We start from the raw sequence: 16,971 nt of genomic DNA, 5'->3' as shown, positions 1-16,971 counted from the left end.
GTCTCTAGATGAAGTTTGGCGAGATGAAGGCAAGCATGCAACTGGGTCGGTGCATCGAGACGAGCCGGGCCGAGCGCACGCGACTTTATCCGCCTTAGGCTCATCGTGACGATCTTGTGTGATGGGTCTTTGGTCTCGCACGGGGCGTGCGAAGAGTGATCAGATCACTGTCCCATCGGGTATGACACCGTTTTTTGGAATGATCACAATGCCGTCACGTATGAAGTAGCCGTCGGCCTTAAGCTCCTGAACCCCGGCCTCGTTGCGGATTTGCACACCCGCGCCGATGCGCGCATTCTTGTCGATAATCGCGCGGCGGATGAAGCAGTTTGGGCCGATCCCAATGCGAGGATGGCCTCGATTGATGTCCTCTTGCAGCTCCTCGAGGTTTTGGTAGAAGTCGGCTCCCATCATCAGCACGCCTTCGAACCGCGAGCCGTGCTCGACGCGGCTGCGAATGCCGACGACCGAATCCGTAATCGTCGCGCCGTTGATGATGCAGCCTTCGGTGATGATGGAACTCTGGATATGGCAATCAAGCAGCTTCGAGCCGGGCAAGTAGCGCGGCCGCGTATACATTGGAGCTTCCGAGTCAAAGACGTTGAACGGCGGCAGCGGCAAAGTCATTTCGATGTTCGCCCGGTAGAATGCGCCGATCGTCCCGATGTCTTCCCAATAGCCGTCGAAGAGATGAGCCTGCACGTTGTACCGCGGCAGCATCTCGGCGATGATTTCCTTCCCAAAGTCCGCCGCCTTGGGCATCTCTTCGAGTAACAATCGCCTCAGCACTTCTTTGTGAAAAACGTAGATTCCCATCGAGGCCAGAAACGGACGCTGGAGAGCTTGTTCGGGCGAAAGGCCGAGTTGAGTAGTGTCCACTCGCATGCGTTCGAGCGCTTCGCCTTTTGGCTTCTCGCTGAACTCGATGACGCGGCCGGTGTCGTCGATCTTGACCAGCCCGAATTCCGAAGCTTCTTCCTCGCGCGCGGCGGTCAGCGAAATCGTCACGTCGGCGTTCGTCTCAACGTGCCGGGCGATGAACTCACGATAGTCCATTCTGTAAAGGTGGTCGCCCGACAACACCAGGATCGTGTCACCTCTGTAGTCGTCGAGGTGATGCAAGCACTGGCGCACGGCGTCGGCGGTTCCCTGAAACCAGTCCGGCCGCTCGGGTGTGATCTCAGCGGCGAGAATTTCGACAAAGCCATTGGTGAACCGGCTGAAGCGATACGTCCGAGCGATATGCCGGTTGAGCGATGCCGAGTTGTACTGGGTAAGAATAAAGATTCGATGCAGATCAGAGTTGATGCAATTGGAAACCGGTATATCGATCAAGCGGTATTTTCCGCCCAAAGGAACAGCAGGCTTGGCTCTTTGCTTGGTGAGTGGATAGAGGCGCTGACCGGCACCGCCGCCCAGTATCAATGCCAGCACTCTCTGCGCCGCCATCCGTGTTCCTCCCGAGGGATGCCATTAGTCGCTGCGTGGTGCAAGAGTATACCCGCGCGGCTGGTTGCTGTGGAAGCGGGATGGGTGAGGAGTGATGCGTGATGCGTGATGAGTGATGCGTGACGCGTGAGGGTGATTCGTGATGCGTGAATCTGTTGGGTGATCAGCATAGTGGTGAGGCTCGCGGTCGGGAAGGTGGGCTTGCCCCCGCTTTCTCTGAGTCGAGACTTGGGCATTACAGAGATGTTGCTTTTCATTTATTGAGCGGGGGCCAGCCCACCTTCCCGGCCGCGAGCCGGAGGAGGTCGCTTGTTAGCCGAGAGCGGGGTTGTATAGGATGGGCGCGCACGACACGGCTTTCCATGAAGAACATATCGCGACCCGAGATTCGAATCGCGGAGGAGGTTAGCCGCGCGCTCAACCAGCGAATGCCGGTCGTTGCCCTCGAATCAACCGTGATCGCACACGGTCTCCCCTACCCGCTCAATCTCGAGACGTCCCTGGCTTGTGAACGGGCCGTGCGACAACGCGGCGCGACGCCCGCGACAATCGGAATCGTTGATGGAGCGCCAACGATCGGATTGAGCGACGACGAGATCCGCCTCTTCGCCACAGCTCAGGCTCCGGACGGACGGCGAATCGAGAAGGTGGGACTCAACAATCTCGCAAGCGTGATGATGAACGGCGGCTGGGGTGCGACGACAGTCGCATCTACGTTGCGGCTTGCGCACGTTGCGGGCATCCGCGTCTTCTCGACTGGCGGAATCGGCGGCGTGCATCGAGGAGCCGCTGAGTCGTTCGACACCTCCGCCGACCTCACCGCGCTGGGCAACACGCCGCTCATCTGCGTGTGTGCCGGAGCCAAAGCAATCCTGGATCTGCCGAAGACGCTCGAGTATCTGGAAACGCTTGGCGTTCCGGTAATCGGATACGGCACCGAAGAGTTCCCTGCATTTTACTCCCGAAGCAGCGGACTGGCAGTGGACGTAACAGTCGGCACTTCGGACGAAGCCGCGGAAGTTGCCGCCTGCCATTGGCGGATGGGCGGAGGCACCGCCGTTCTGGTTTGCGTTCCCGTGCCCATCGAGTTTGAGATACCGGCTGCCGAAATCGCCGTCGCCGTGGACGAAGCGATGGCGCGTGCGGCGGCACAGAAGGTTCGAGGTAAGGCCCTCACACCATACTTGCTCGCGGAGATGGAGAAGCTCACTGGAGGGAGAACGTTGGAGGCCAATCGCGCGTTGCTTGAGAACAACGCCGAGGTTGCCGGGCTTATAGCGTCGAGCCTGAGCCGAAGAGACTAAAGCAACGAAGCCACTAAGATCCGGAAATCTCAAATCTCAAGTTTCAGATCTCAGAGCCTGAGTTCGCGCCTTTGTGTTTAGCGCTTTTATCAATATAATCCCCTACGCTCACAACACGAACTTCACATCCAACTCATCGTTCAGGGAGGCGCTATGGCTGCGGCATCCGCAAAACAGATTCAATTGGACCAATCTCATTCACAGCCCCGCACGCGACCGCGGCGGCGATGGCTGCGTGTGCTAATCGTTCTTGCAGCTCTGCCGGTCGCCGGCTTCATCGCCCTCGGGCTATGGCCGGCAAGCGCGGACTTTGTTGGCGATGGCGGAACAGCCGGAGTCGGCAAGGGCGGAGGCGGGCTCGTGCGCCAGTTCCCGAAAATGGTGCTGCGCGCCGACAATCCGATGCCGGCAGCCAACGACGACGAACGGGTCCAGCTTGGGCGATTGCTTTTCTTCGATCCGATTCTGTCGGGCGCCAACGACATCTCTTGTGCGACCTGCCATCATCCCGATCTAGGCTTCACCGACGGGCGGGCGCTGTCGATGGGGAAGGGAGGTCACGGCCTCGGGGCAGAACGCGACGGCGGATCTGTTGTGCGCAGGGGCGCGCCGACGCTGTGGAATGCGGCATTCAATCATAAGCAGTTTTGGGATGGCCGGGCCGATGACCTCGAAGATCAAGCGAAGGGGCCGATCACCACTGACATCGAAATGAACGAGAACCCCGAAACACTGGTCAAAGAGCTAAGAGCCATTCCCGAATATGCGCGGCGATTCGATGCGGCATTCGCGAGCCGGGACGCTTCGGCGGTGACGCTCGAAAACGTGCAAAAAGCAGTCGCCTCATTCGAGAGGACGCTCACGGCTAACAACTCGCCGTTCGATCGCTTCGTTAAAGGCGAGCTCGGCGCGCTTACTCCCGAACAGCGGCGCGGCTTCAACTTGTTTCGCTCGGGGCGGACTCGCTGCTTCGAATGCCACGGTCTTCCGACCTTTGCGAATCCCGATTTCAAGATCATCGGGGTCCCCGACGCCGACCCTTCGCAACCGGACTACGGCCGCTTTGAAGTGACCAAGGGCGAGGGCAACAAGTTCGCGTTCAAAGTTCCAACGCTGCGCAACGTCGTTTTGAATGCGCCTTACATGCACAACGGCCGCTTCAAGACGCTCGAAGAAGTACTGGACTTCTACGCTGCCGGTGGCGGACCCGGAGCCGGATTCAAAGACGCGAAGGTAGACGACAAGATTCACACTTATTCGATCACCGCTGAAGAGAAGCAAGACCTCATCGCATTCTTGTGTTCGCTCACGGACGAATCTAATCTGCCCGAGTTTCCGGACAAGGTACCCTCAGGGTTGCCTGTAGTGCCGCGCTTGACGAATACCGCCCGCGAGCTTGTCGCGAGGTACAACACCGGCTCTTCGAAAGAACTGATTGCCGAACGCGCGCCCCAAACGATCTCGGTGAAAGCCGGTGAATCGATTCAAGCGGCGGTCGATCGCGCCCGGCCCGGAGACACCATCGAAGTGATGCCCGGAGTCTACAAAGAAGAAGTGAAGATTGATCTCGATAACATCACGCTGCGCGGCGTCGCGCAACAAGTAGCCCCAGGCATTACTGAAGGCTTCGTTTTGCGTCCCGTGCTCGATGGCGAGAACAAACTCTCTGACGGTGTGCTGGCAACCGGGAGCAACTTCCTCATCGAGAACTTCGACGTGCAAAACTACATCGCCAACGGCGTAGTGACTCAGCACGCGCGCAACGTGACCTTCCGCGACTTGAAGCTTGCTAACACCGGGCTGTACGGCCTTTATCCCGTGAGTTGCACCGGCGTGAGAATCGAACGCTGCGTGGCCACCGGCATCTCAGACGCGGCTTTGTACGTCGGTCAATCTCGCGACATAGTCGTTAAGGACTGCGAAGCGTACGGCAACGTAACCGGGATCGAGATTGAGAACTCCGTCAATGCGGTTGTAGAAAACAACAACGTTCACGACAACACCGGTGGGATTCTGGTGTTCATCTTGCCGAACAACCCGTCGAAGGCCGGGCACAACTGCATCGTGCGCAACAATCGGGTGATCAACAACAATCTTGCGAACTTCGCAAATCCGAATTCAATTGTCGCAAACGTTCCGCCGGGCACCGGCGTGATGGTGATGGCGGCCGACAATAACGAAGTAACCGGGAATGAGATTCGCGGCAACGATTGCTACGGCGTCGCGGTGTTCAGCCTCGAGATTGCTTTTCCGAAGGGCACAGCCTTCGACGTCGGCGCGATCCCGGAGAACAACTGGATTCACGGCAACACGTATTCGGACAACGGCCGCAAGCCGGCGGGGGCGCTTCAGCGTGCGGGGCTCAAAGGTGCTGACCTGGTGTGGGATCTGAGCGGCTGGTCCAACCGATGGCAGGAAGCCAATGCGACGAGCTCGACGCCTCTTCTGAACGCGAAGTGGCCGGGATTTCTGCGACGCGCGTATTGGCGCACGCTTATGCTCGCGCAGGAGTATCTCTGAGATTGCCGATTGCCGATTTCAGATTCAAGATCTCAAATTGCAGACTATCGCACATTTGAAATCTGAGATCTGAGATCTCCAATCTGAAATCGGTAATCTGAAACCGGCAATCGGAAATCGCCAATCGGAAATCGCCAATCGGAAATCGCCAATCGGAAATGAGGTAAATCGGTGTCAAGAGCCGCAATAGAATTGGAAACGATCGCCGAAGCCGAGAACGCCACGAGGAACGTGAGCGCCGTATTCACCGCAAGCCTGCCGGGTCAATGCCTGGCCGAGTTCATCGGAACCTTCATAGTGATACTGGTCGGCGACGGTGCAGTAGCGGCCGCGGTGTTGACCGATTCGATCGACGGATGGGGAGTCGCGGTGATGTGGGGGCTAGCGGTCACGTTCGGCATTTACGTCGCCGGTCCGGTATCGGGAGCGCACTTCAATCCCGCGGTCACGATTGCGATGGCTGTTTTCCGGGGCTTTCCTCGCAGCCGGATCATCCCTTACATCGCCAGCCAGATTGCTGGCGCGTTCGTGGGAGCAGCTTGCGTCTACGCGTTGTGGTCGGGTTTTTGGCCTCGCGCTTTGGAGAAGCTTGGCGTCGAGGTTGGAGCCGCGGGCAGCCAGAAGCTGATGATGATCTTCTCGTGCTTCTATCCCAATCCAGGCGGCATCGGCGTAGACGCCGCAGCGATGGCGACGGTCAGCACGGGCGCCGCGTTTTTCATCGAGGTAGTGCTGACGATGTTTTTGCTTCTGATGATTTTTGCGCTGACCGAGCCCGGCAATCCGGGCATGCCGCAGGCCGGGCTCGGGCCCATATTCATCGGCCTTACGGTAACCGCGATAGTCGGAGTTGGCGGGCCGCTCACGATGGACGCGGTGAACCCGGTTCGCGATTTCGGGCCGCGGCTTTTCGCTTACGTCGCTGGGTTCGGCCGAATCGCGTTTCCCGGCCCGCGCGGCGACGAATGGTGGCTTTATATCGTTGGGCCGATCATCGGCGGTTTGATCGGCGCTGCCGCATACCGCTACCTTGTGAGGCGATTCCTCCCGCCAAGCGCCGGCTGATATTTCCTCATGCGCAAGCGTTCCCTGGGCGCACACAACTGTGAATGCAGATCGAGCTATGCGCGGCGTTATTGGTCTTTCGCTAGCGAGTGGTGAGGAGCGTCAGTACGTATGGCGTTACTTGAAGAGCTTATCGAATGCGGAGCGCGCGTCCTTCACTTCAGCCACCGCCGTCGTTGTTTCGCGCTCAACGGTCTTGCGCGCTTCGAACAGCGAGCACTCGTTGCGCAGGTCCTTCTTCGGTATGCGCTCAGTTATCGGTTTACGACACTGAAACCGCGCGCCTGGGTCGAAGCTCACGCAGTTCTTGCACGTGTGCAGATCGCTGTGGCACTTCGGGCATTGTGCGTCAAACGAGATCCCGTCGATCTCGATATTGATCATCGTTCCGCAGAGGGAGCACCGGGTTACTTCGCGAAACGCGGGCATCTTCGGCGGGCGCACGTCATTCTTTGATTGACTCGTTGGGCGCGGCTTTTGCTCTCTTTCATCGTCTTGTTGATAACCGCGCTGCTTGTACTTTCTATCCATGAAAAATCTCCTGTTGTTAGGACAGGGAAGTGTGTGGCTGTTACTAGCGTCCGTTTCCGGTAGTTAGTGATTGTGTTGCCAGTCGAGCAGCAGTCCGAGCCAGTATCGGCCGCTGCTTTAATCGATCGGAACCTTGTACGGGGTTTCCAAGAACGATAGATGTGACAATTTGCTTATACAGCAATAGAGTTCGGGAATCAAATGTTTTCTGGCATTGGATTGTTGTTTTTTGATTGTTCGAAGCCGGCAGCTACACCCAGGCCTTCAACGGAGACAACTAAAACAGCTTAATCATCAGCCACATCAGGATCACGTGCAGCGACCATATGGTCAAAGCGAACGGCAACTGAAACTTTATGACTCCATACTGATCGCGCATATTAAGAAGCGCGGCGGGAACTATGTTGAAGTTTGCGGCCATCGGCGTCATCAGCGTGCCGCTGGACCCGGCCGTCAGCGTGATGATAGCGACCATCTCCGGCCGAACGCCGAAGGGCTGGATGATCAGCGGCGCAAGCACGCCCGTCGCTATGACCGGAAAAGCGGCAAACGAGTTCCCCATCACGATGGTAAACAAAGCCATCCCCAGACAGTTTGCAAGCACGAGCAAGAATAGATTGTCGGCCGGGATGATTCGATAGATACCGCTTGCGATCAGATCGCCCACTTTCGCCGCGGTGAAGATGACTCCGAGCGAGGCAAGCAGTTGAGGGAGAATATTCACCGCGCCCATCGCATCATTGAGGCGCCTTCCTTCTTGCATCATCACTCGAGTCTTGTCGCGAGTGATCCACAAGCACGTAGCCATTGCGCTGATGCCCCCAAACCCCAGCCCGACCAGCGCTCCTCGATTCACATCCAGCCCAAGCAATCGAAATGCGATCGCTAAACCGAACGTCACTACCGGAATCGACAACACGGGTATGAAGATTCGATTGCCGAGCGTTCGGGCTCGCTGCGCCTGTTCTGCTTTCGTCGATTCGTTGTAGTGTCCGCGCGCTACGCCGCCCGCGCCATCGATGCCAACCATCGCCAGGACGAGCACTCCCGTTAACCAATAAGGCAGGACGCTGCCAAAAATGAAGATCGCTCCGAGTATCAACCAGAACAATCCGCTACCGTTGCGCCTCTTGTTGGCGCGGTCGCGAAAGCTCAGTGCCGCGAATACCCACAGCACGAGCCCGGTCAAAAAATAGACCGAGTTTAGACTGAACAGCGCGTTGACTACTGATGAGAAGGAAACGGCCGCGATTTGAATCATCGGCCCGTTGCCGCCTTTCTTCGAAGTCGCAAATCAAGCAGCCAGAACTGGATCGCTCCAAGAAAGACCGAAATCGTAGTGATGGGAATGGCGTAGGCTACAAGGCTCCAAACGCTGACCACATAGCCGAGTCCCGTCAGCACCCCGAACACCAGCAGGATTCCTGGCTGCACCGGCGAGAGATTCTGCCCGTAGAAGTTGCCGTAGTTCTCGCTTGCGGCATCGGCTGCTTTGATTTCTTCGACTACATCTTCGGGCAGATCGTCTGCGCTCGAAGCCTTGAACGCAACCTCCGCCGCGCCAACAGACATCGGAAAGATCAACGGTCTGACGAATGAAGGATGGCCGTTGAGCCTGACGCCGAGGATTCCGGTGAGCACTCGGAAGAGTTGATAGACGATTTGCAATCGTCCAACCGTCGCCGCGGCGAACCGCCGAATGAGCGCCGCCGATTGTTCCTGCAGCCCGTGTCTTTCCGCGAGCCCGATCGCCGGCAGCGTGAGGATGAACAAGGTCATCAGCCGGTTGTCGGCAAACGCGCGGCCGAGCATGTTGATGATGCCTTCCTGGCCGGGCTTGGTGAGGAACGGAAGTCCTTGAAAGATGCTCTCACTTGAAAAGAGCGGCAGGCCCGCCGCTATACCGGTAACCAACCCGGCCGTCACAACCACGAGGGTGGTGCGCAAACGAAGCGCCAGCCCGATGATCACAATCGCAATTCCGCTGAGCTTCAACAGGTCCACGAGATGCACATTGCCTCCTTGAATCGGTTAAGAGTGAGCGCCGAAAAATATTCTGCGAGTCTACTCTATTCGGATTGCGAACGCACGCACGTCAAAAGAGTAAAGAGCTGGTCTGCTCATTCCAAACTGCTGAATCCGTCGCTTAAGGCGAATTGACGGAAAGCTGAGGGTAGAGCACAATCGTTGAGATTTGGGGGAGGGGAACTCGAGGCGCGCATTGACCGCGAAAATCTTTGGCAGTGATTGGAATAATGTTATAGAATGTGCGACTTGGTTAGCTTGGTAACTCTAACTCAGAGTGGGACAGTTTAAGAGCCGCTCCAGGCAGATCATGGTTTCAAGTAAAACGGTTGAAGAAGGTAAACGTCTTGCCACAGCCTCCCCCTGCTGGTCGGGATCTGTTGGACCTCCAACACCGAAGCCGCGAATGATTGAGTAAGGAGGGTACATATGACTATTAAACCGAATCGGAGGTTCGTTATGTTGACTCTGGCCATTCTCGCCCTGACCCTGGCCGTGTCAGCCGGGATGCGCCAGTCGGGTGACGAATTGAATTACGCTTGGGGGCCGCTCTACACCGCTCAGGCTCCGACTCCCGGACAGACCAATGATGATTTATTTCAGATCGCCAATGCGCAGAAACAGTCACGGAAGCAGTTGGTTCGCTGGAACCGCATCGCGATCGACGCCAGCGGGTTCGACCACACAGGCGTTGCGCCCGGCGAGAACCGCGTTTTCGGCGAGCAACTCGGGCCCGGGCGGTCAAGCCGGGCGATCGCGATTGTCCACATCGCGATGTTCGATGCGCTCAACGCGATCGTCGGCGGATATCAGAGCTTCGCGGGCCTTTATCCCCCGACACCAAAGATTTTTAAGGATGCCGCAATAGCGCAGGCGGCGCACGATACGCTGGTTGCCCTTTTTCCATCTCAAAAGGCGACCTTCGATACTGCCCTCGCCCAGGACCTGAGCCAGATCCCCGACGGGCGCAAAAAAAGGAACGGGATCGCTCTCGGACGACAAGCGGCTTTCTCGATACTGGCGCTCACCGACCACGATGGCGCGCAACTGCCGGAGATGCGCGTCGGCGTTGATTACTTCACGAGTGACGACCCGGGCAAATGGCGCCAGGATCCGATCAGCCTGATACCCCTCGCGCTGGGAGCACGTTGGGGTGAGGTTACCCCGTTTGTCCTGCAGTCCGGGAACCAGTTCAGGGTTCCAGCTCCACCGGACATGACCACTGCGGCGTACGCGACTGCTTACGACGAGGTTAAACGTTTGGGCGGTGACGGTGTGATCACGCCGACCGAGCGCACCGCCACCCAGACCCAGATCGGCATTTATTGGGCTTACGACGGGACGCCGAGCCTGTGCGCGCCGCCGAGGCTATACAACCAGATTGCCGTGCAGATTGCTGATCAGATGGGATCCAATGACATCGAGTTGGCGCGACTCCTGGCGCTTGTCAACGTGGCAATGTCTGACGCAGGCATCGCAATCTGGGAGTCGAAGTACTTCTACAATCTTTGGCGCCCGATAGGCGGTATCCGTGAAGCGGACCCGGGGACAGGGCCGACTGGACTTGGCGACGGCAACGACGCGACCACCTGTGATCCGACTTTCTCGCCGTTGGGCGCGCCAGCCAGCAACCTCACCGGGCCGAACTTCACACCGCCCTTTCCAGCCTACCCGTCGGGGCACGCGGGGTTTGGGGGCGCTCTCTTCCAGATACTGCGCAACTTCTACGGGAAGGACAATATCCCCTTCACCTTTGTGTCGGATGAGTTCAACGGCGTGACCAAGGACAATAGTGGGAATAGTCGTCCGCTCCTCCCGCGTAGCTTCGCGACTCTCTCTCAGGCTGAGGAAGAAAACGGCCAGAGCCGCATCTATCTGGGTATCCACTGGTCGTATGACAAGACCGAAGGTATTGCTCAGGGACGGAAGGTAGCAGATTGGGTGTTCACGCACGCGTTCTTGCCTGTCCAATGAGCGTTGTCGTGAGCAGGTCGTAAAGCAGGCGTCATAACAAGCGAGCTTTTGCCGATGCCTAACGGACTTGATAGGCTGCACGCGATGCGCAAGGAGCGCGCCGCGTGAGTCCGCATTCTGAGGGTATCAAGGGCTGCTACAACGAAACCTTCAATGCCTTGTGGGCATTAATTTATACATCGCCTTCACCCATTTTTTCACCGCTTTTTCTAGAGCCGGTTTCTTGGTTTTCACATCTTCCATACCAGAGAAGTAAACCATTCCGGCGGTCAACATAGTCGCTTTCCAGTAATCCGCTCTTATCATTTAAGATTCGCGCCGTTGTGAAAGATTAGATGAACCTGTTCACAAACACTTAGTACTGACCAATACCATTACACTGATTGTTGTGGTGGAGTTGGCAGAGGAGCTTGTCACGGATCGCCTGGCTGACGACTACGTAACGCCGGACGCGAGGAAAGTGTAGGGGAGCCTCCTGCCAGGGAAGCCATCCATGACAAAAGCAGATGGCTGGTACTGCTGGGAAGCGCAATAGCGCCGTCATCAAATCAAGACTGTGATGGCCATGAATTACGTCAGGGGGTGTCGCCATCGCATCGAGGTTATCAATCACCGGAATTGTGAAAGCCCGCAGTTCCCGCGCGACCTCCCCAAGATGGTGCTGTAGGCAATGGGTGTGTGCCCCCCGTCGAGCAACGCAGTTGCGAGATCACGCACGTAGAGTTCTGAACCAGCACGATTCGCAAGAGTATTATTGGTGATTAGGATTCGTAAGTTTTCCCTTATATTATTGTCCATGGAACGGCTCCTTTCGTGAAGTGATGTAGTCTCGGTCGACCACATTAACACGCGACCCATACACCCAATGCAAGCCGAAGAAGGGCACGGGTACGTGGCCCCGAGCATCGGCGGAACTTGAGATTTCAACTCACCAGCAAGTTCGCGATGGCCTCGGCGATCTGATGACCCGTGGCCTCCTCGTACCAAGTAAAGCCCGGGGACGGATTGACCTCGAAACAGACCCATGAACCGTCGGGCGTGCGGCGGAGATCCACCCCCGCCACCAGAAGGTTCATTCCATGAACGAGCGCCACGAGTTGTCTACCCACGTGCTCCGGCAACTCGAACGCGGACAACTCCGCAGTAGTGCCCGCCGCTCCCGCGTAACGGTAATCAGCCGCTGCCGATTCCACCGAACATGCGAACCAATGCTCTCCGACAATGTGCACCCGCACATCAAGACCAGGCACATACGCCTGTAGTTGCACGGGGCCGGTGCGGACATTGTCGAGGCGAGCCTCGTCGCTCGCGTCCAGGGTTGCGACGATGCTGCGAATCCCGCTCAGCGACTTGTAGACGAGACGACCGTGCTCGCGCAGGAAGCTCCGAGCAGCGGCTGGATCGGTGGTGACCAGAGTATCGGGCACCTGGAAGCCCGCTTGCGCGATGAGGCCGAGTTGGTATGGCTTCGACGCGTTGGAGCGACCCGCCGCAGGACGATTGACGACCACGCTCCGCAGGCTGGACGCGAGCGCGAGAAGAACCATGGCGGCGCTTCGCGCGAAGCCGGCAACAGGCTCGCCGGGGCGAAGGTAGATGCCGCGAAAATCGTCTACCGCGATTCGTCGTCCCCCCGATTCAATCCAGCCGCTGGGAGACGACGCCCCGAAGACGATGTCGTATCGCAGCGTCGTCAGGGCGCTCTCAGCTATGTAATAGATATCAGCGCCTCGCAATTCGAGCGCCTCAAGCACCCTCGCGACCGGCGTATCGGTTCGCGATCCCCAGACGAGAATCATGAGCGCACCGCTTTGAGTAAGCGACCGAGCGCCGCCGCCGCTGCGTCGCTGGGCCGGCGCGCGCCGGTAACGGTAATCAGTCGGTGACGCGCGTCGAACAGAAGCACTCCCCATGCAAGCCCCAGCTCGCCAGTCAGGCGGCGCGCGCCCTCAAGAACCCGCGCGGGCGCATCGCCGAACACCTCGCCTCCGACCACTTCGACTTCATATGTGCGATATCTAGTTCGTCGCCGGGGTTCGCTAGTGACGCGGAGGGGGCGGACGGAGATTCCTACCTCCGACGCGACTGCTGACCAACCCTCGGGGCGCAGTGCTTCCTCGCCGAACGCACCGTCGCACACCGGATTGACGACGCGTGCCGACGTGGTCGCGAGGACGAACATTAGAAATGCATGGACTTCAGAGGCGAGGAAAGCTCGGTCGGCGGGATGAGTCGTCGCCAGCTCTTCTGCATAGACTGTGGGCCGACGGATGAAGACGCCCGTCACATCCTCGTCGCGGACTTGTTTCGTGTTGACGATCCAAGTCCGCGACGCAGGTTGCCTGTGAGGCCACACCCAGCCCGGGCTAACAATGTCCTCAGCCGAGCAAAGCGCGGCACGCGGCCACGACGCGACGAGGTCTGTAGCCACAGAGTCGTGGCGGCTCCCAACCACAACAATCATCGTGCCCGCTTACTTACGGCCTCGCTTACTACCGGCCTTGCGGCTGGCCTTGCCGCCGCCCTTCTCCGTTTCTTTCGTGGCGACGCCCTGCCCTGAGAGGTTGTGCACTTTCTGGCGGATAGCGTCGGCTTCTTTTGTGAGCGATTGCTCCTTGCGACCATCGTTGAAGGCGCGCTTGATCTGTCCGATTCGCCCCTCGGCGGCGCTGATCTTGCGCGGCTCAATCGGCTCGATCTCAGGCGGAGGCGGTCCTCCGACCTCAGGGCGCTCCTCTGGTTTGATGAAACTACGCGTCATTTCCTGTTGTACCTCATCGAGCTGCGTGGACATTGAGCGCACGGTTTGCAACCACTCCTCCTCGTATCGCTCGAAAAGTTCGAACTCCTCCCGAACCATCTTGAGGTCGAATTCCTGAGGGAGCTTCTGGTGATCAATCAGCCGCTTATGGACCTCGACGATCTCAACCTTTTCCTTGATTTCGAACTTCAATTCCTTGAACCGCTTATTCGTTACGCTCACACGGCACGGCGCGGAAGGAATTCCGTTGGCTATGACGACGAGACGATAATTCCCGGTCGGCGTTGACGCCGGTACTGTGAAGCGACAGGTGTGAACCACCGTCCCGGTCTGAAGCCCCATCGTGGAAAAGCCGAACGTTCGACAGTAGACGACAGCCGAACCGGACGTGGATTCGAGGCGGACGATGGGATAGTTGGTTGCCTGCGTGGCATCGTTCCCGTAATAGATACACTGCGAAAGCCCGTTGATCTGCCTGCCTGAGAGCGTGTGCGTGCGACCGCGCCGGAGCGTGGTCGGACATCTGGTGAGGGTCGGACGCCACACAGGATCATACGTTCCGTCCGGCGTGTACAACTCGACCGTGGTAGTGCCGTGTGTATACAAGACCTGTCCGGACGGGAGCATGAGCATCCTACCGAAGTAAGGCACGCCGTTCGAGTTGATCGGATTCGAACTCGGAACCCCACTAATGGAGTTAGTGTCCGGGTCGTATTCGAAGAAGTAGGTGGGCGATTTGAACGTAGCCGGGACGGTGATTGGGCCGACGGAGAAGAGCACGCGACCGTTAGGCAGGAGCGCGGCGGGCGCGTCCACTGTGCCGAGCGCCTCGCCGGGATTGACCTGTGGAATGGTCGGCCCGTCCGCCCATGTGCCGGGCTGGTTGGAGATTGGAGGGACGGTGTAGATAGCAGTGAAGCCGGTCGCCCCGATGACGAACAGTCGGCCATCCGGGAGCAACACTGATGCTCCGATCTCCGAGATGGTGTCCACCAGGACGTGCGGGGTTGCGCCCGCTGCGACCCAGGCGTTTGCGGCGATGACATACTTTTCCGCATTGGGCGGGTTGGAGCAGTCAACCGCGTGGATGCTGCCGTCGAAAATGAGTGACCAACTCTCCTCACTTACACGGTTAATCTTGTCTGCCGCGGCTGTCCAGGCGTTGGTCGCGGGGTCGTAGATTGCGGTGCGCTTCGTCGTCACCTCGCCGAGGAAAAAACGCCCGTCGGGAAGAACGCAACCGGGCGCATCGCCGATGATATTCCAGCCCGCCGGGGTGGGTAGAGTCGTCCACGTGTTAGCGACCGGGTTATACATTTCGGCTGCTTTGAGCCAGACCGCATCGCCGAAGTTGTATTCGCCACCTGCGTAAATTAGTCGCCCGTCACGCAGGATGCCGGAGGCGTAGTAGAGAGGCCCGTTGACGCTGTCGGCCATAGTCGCCCAAGTGCCGTTGGCGTAACTTCCGTTGGCATCGGGCGTCAGCCGATACCACTTGTTGGTACTCACGCCCTGCGCCAGCACGGTGCCGTCGGTGAGTAAGAAAGTCGTGCACACCGTCTGCGGTGGCGCATTCGTAAGGTTTGTCCAGGTTCCAGCCATTGTAGCGTCCTCCGTGAGTTGAGTGAGCAAGTTTCCAATAAGCTTGTTAGCGAATCTTCTGTTAAAAGTCGGCACCTGTCAATGGTGAATGATTCTCAAAGCCCCACAACGCTCTACGCGATATTGCGAGAGGCCGAGATGCGCAATAAGGCGTCTTGAGAAGCACGCCATCGCGGGGTCGGTTGCAAGCAGTTGTTGAACTAAGCGCTACGCGCAGAACCTCAGACCAGCCTCTGAATAGCTCGATCATTCTCAATCCGGAAGTCTGATCCATTACACTTCCTTCGTCGAAACACAAATCCAATCCGGAGGTGTAGCTATGACCGAACTGCGAAAGAGAATGATCGAGTGTCTTCAGCTCCGAGGGCTCTCGGAGCGAACTGAAGAAGCCTACGTGCGTGCCGTGCGCCAGCTCGCCGACCACTATCACAAGTCTCCTGACCTCATCACCGAGGAAGAACTTGCACAGTATTTCCTATACATCAAGAATGTCAAGAAGTACTCGCGAGCGGCCTCGACCATCGCCATCTGCGGGGTCAAGTTCTTCTACGAGAAGACACTGAACCGAGAGTTCACAACCCTCAAGCTTGTACGAGCGCCGCGCGAGAAGAAGCTGCCGGTGATCCTGAGCGTCGAGGAAGTGCTGAAGATACTCGGGCGGGTGAGACTGCCGCGGTATCGAGTGTGTCTCGGAACGATCTACTCGTGTGGGTTGCGGCTGCAGGAAGGGACGCACATTCAGGTGCGGGACATCGATAGTGGGCGAGGGATGCTGCACGTGCGTCACGGGAAGGGCGGGAAGGATCGCTATGTGCCTCTGCCCGAGCGCACGGTCGAGTTGTTGCGCGAGTACTGGGTGACGCATCGCAACCGTGCCTGGATGTTCCCATCCGAAGGCCGCGACCACGTTCGGTTGAAGAACTCGACCGCGCCGATGCACAAGAGCACGGTTCAACACGCGTTTCGAGCGGCGCTCAAAGAGACCAAGATCAACAAGGCGGCGTCGGTACACACGCTCAGGCACTCGTGGGCGACGCACTTGCTTGAAGCGGGAGTGAATCTGCGGCTCATACAAGAGTATCTCGGCCACAGTTCGCCGACGACCACCAGCATCTACACACATCTGACGGCGAGAGCGGAAGACCTCGGCCGGGAAGCCATCAACCGGATCATGGTTGGGCTGTGATCGGGTGATGGTCGAGATGGCCGAGATATTCCGGGCGCACGGGCCGGAGTATCTGGCGAAGTACGGCGAGCGGATGCCGCGCGCTCACCTACGAGCGATGCGCGACATCGAGCAGTGCCGGACGCCTGTGCTCGGCGGACAGGCGTACGTGTGCACGAAGTGCGATGAGCGTCGATACAGCTATCACTCGTGCAAGAACCGGCACTGTCCCAAGTGCGGGAACGATCAAGCGGAGAAGTGGCTGGAGGAGCAGAAGGAGTTGCTGCTGCCGGTGGTGCATTTTCTGGTGACGTTCACGTTGCCCGAAGAGTTAAGGCGAGTAGCGCGGGCGAATCAGAAGACGGTGTACAACATTCTGTTTCGGGCTTCATCGGAAGCGGTGCAGAAGCTGGCTTGGGACGAGCGATTCGTTGGCGGGCGAGTGGGGATGGTGGGAGTGCTGCACACGTGGACTCGGGCGCTGATCTACCATCCGCACGTGCACTACATCGTGACTGGCGGCGGGTTGAGCGAGAAGGGTGAGTGGAAGAGGTCGCGGGAAGATTTCCTGGTTC

The 16,971-nt window shown here is 58.3% G+C and carries 14 protein-coding genes; 6 read left to right on the top strand and 8 right to left on the bottom strand.

Going from position 1 to position 16,971, the window contains the following annotated elements; genetic code table 11:
• Positions 1-159: 159 nt before the first annotated feature.
• A complete protein-coding gene (locus AABO57_18695; protein ID MEK6287751.1) occupies positions 160-1,449 on the bottom strand; it encodes a glucose-1-phosphate adenylyltransferase in 1,290 nt (429 codons plus the stop codon).
• 362 nt (positions 1,450-1,811) lie between these two features.
• Here AABO57_18695 and AABO57_18690 point away from each other — a divergent pair, with 362 nt between their 5' ends.
• The 3 genes from AABO57_18690 (at position 1,812) to AABO57_18680 (ending at position 6,338) form a co-directional block, all read left to right on the top strand.
• Entirely contained in the window at positions 1,812-2,753 is a 942-nt protein-coding gene (locus AABO57_18690; GenBank protein ID MEK6287750.1) for a pseudouridine-5'-phosphate glycosidase, read from the top strand.
• Positions 2,754-2,906: 153 nt separating this feature from the next.
• A complete protein-coding gene (locus AABO57_18685) occupies positions 2,907-5,273 on the top strand; it encodes a parallel beta-helix domain-containing protein (protein MEK6287749.1) in 2,367 nt (788 codons plus the stop codon).
• Between the two features lie 171 nt (positions 5,274-5,444).
• Positions 5,445-6,338, top strand: a complete 894-nt coding sequence (locus AABO57_18680; protein MEK6287748.1) for an MIP/aquaporin family protein — start codon at positions 5,445-5,447, stop codon at positions 6,336-6,338.
• Between the two features lie 117 nt (positions 6,339-6,455).
• On the opposite strand, the gene AABO57_18675 is transcribed toward AABO57_18680, so the two are convergent.
• The 3 genes from AABO57_18675 to AABO57_18665 all read right to left on the bottom strand — a co-directional run bounded on the left by AABO57_18675 (position 6,456) and on the right by AABO57_18665 (position 8,882).
• Positions 6,456-6,869: a hypothetical protein gene (locus AABO57_18675; protein MEK6287747.1), complete on the bottom strand. Its 414-nt coding sequence runs from the start codon at positions 6,867-6,869 to the stop codon at positions 6,456-6,458.
• Positions 6,870-7,146: 277 nt separating this feature from the next.
• Entirely contained in the window at positions 7,147-8,130 is a 984-nt protein-coding gene (locus tag AABO57_18670) for a DUF979 domain-containing protein (protein MEK6287746.1), read from the bottom strand.
• Complete coding sequence (locus AABO57_18665) at positions 8,127-8,882, bottom strand: DUF969 family protein (GenBank protein ID MEK6287745.1); 756 nt, start codon at positions 8,880-8,882, stop codon at positions 8,127-8,129. Before AABO57_18665 ends, AABO57_18670 begins: the two co-directional genes overlap by 4 nt.
• A gap of 441 nt (positions 8,883-9,323) precedes the next feature.
• Between AABO57_18665 and AABO57_18660 the strand changes: the two genes are divergently transcribed.
• A complete protein-coding gene (locus AABO57_18660) occupies positions 9,324-10,868 on the top strand; it encodes a vanadium-dependent haloperoxidase (protein ID MEK6287744.1) in 1,545 nt (514 codons plus the stop codon).
• Positions 10,869-11,018: 150 nt separating this feature from the next.
• On the opposite strand, the gene AABO57_18655 is transcribed toward AABO57_18660, so the two are convergent.
• The 4 genes from AABO57_18655 to AABO57_18640 form a co-directional block, all read right to left on the bottom strand.
• Positions 11,019-11,144 (bottom strand): hypothetical protein, encoded by a 126-nt coding sequence (locus AABO57_18655; protein MEK6287743.1) that lies wholly within the window; start codon positions 11,142-11,144, stop codon positions 11,019-11,021.
• Between the two features lie 647 nt (positions 11,145-11,791).
• Positions 11,792-12,667 (bottom strand): alpha-L-glutamate ligase, encoded by an 876-nt coding sequence (locus tag AABO57_18650; protein ID MEK6287742.1) that lies wholly within the window; start codon positions 12,665-12,667, stop codon positions 11,792-11,794.
• Positions 12,664-13,299, bottom strand: coding sequence for a hypothetical protein (locus tag AABO57_18645; GenBank protein ID MEK6287741.1), 636 nt, complete (start codon positions 13,297-13,299; stop codon positions 12,664-12,666). Before AABO57_18645 ends, AABO57_18650 begins: the two co-directional genes overlap by 4 nt.
• Positions 13,300-13,341: 42 nt before the next feature.
• Positions 13,342-15,231: a hypothetical protein gene (locus AABO57_18640; protein ID MEK6287740.1), complete on the bottom strand. Its 1,890-nt coding sequence runs from the start codon at positions 15,229-15,231 to the stop codon at positions 13,342-13,344.
• A gap of 319 nt (positions 15,232-15,550) precedes the next feature.
• On the opposite strand from AABO57_18640, the gene AABO57_18635 reads away from it, so the two are divergent.
• Complete coding sequence (locus tag AABO57_18635) at positions 15,551-16,417, top strand: site-specific integrase (GenBank protein ID MEK6287739.1); 867 nt, start codon at positions 15,551-15,553, stop codon at positions 16,415-16,417.
• Positions 16,407-16,971, top strand: a 565-nt coding sequence (locus tag AABO57_18630; GenBank protein MEK6287738.1) for a transposase zinc-binding domain-containing protein, incomplete at its 3' end; no start/stop codon positions are given. The genes AABO57_18635 and AABO57_18630, both read left to right, overlap by 11 nt.

Source organism: Acidobacteriota bacterium, from assembly GCA_038040445.1.
Lineage (GTDB): Bacteria > Acidobacteriota > Blastocatellia > UBA7656 > UBA7656 > Onstottus_A > Onstottus_A frigus.
This window is presented reverse-complemented; position numbering and strand designations above follow the sequence as displayed.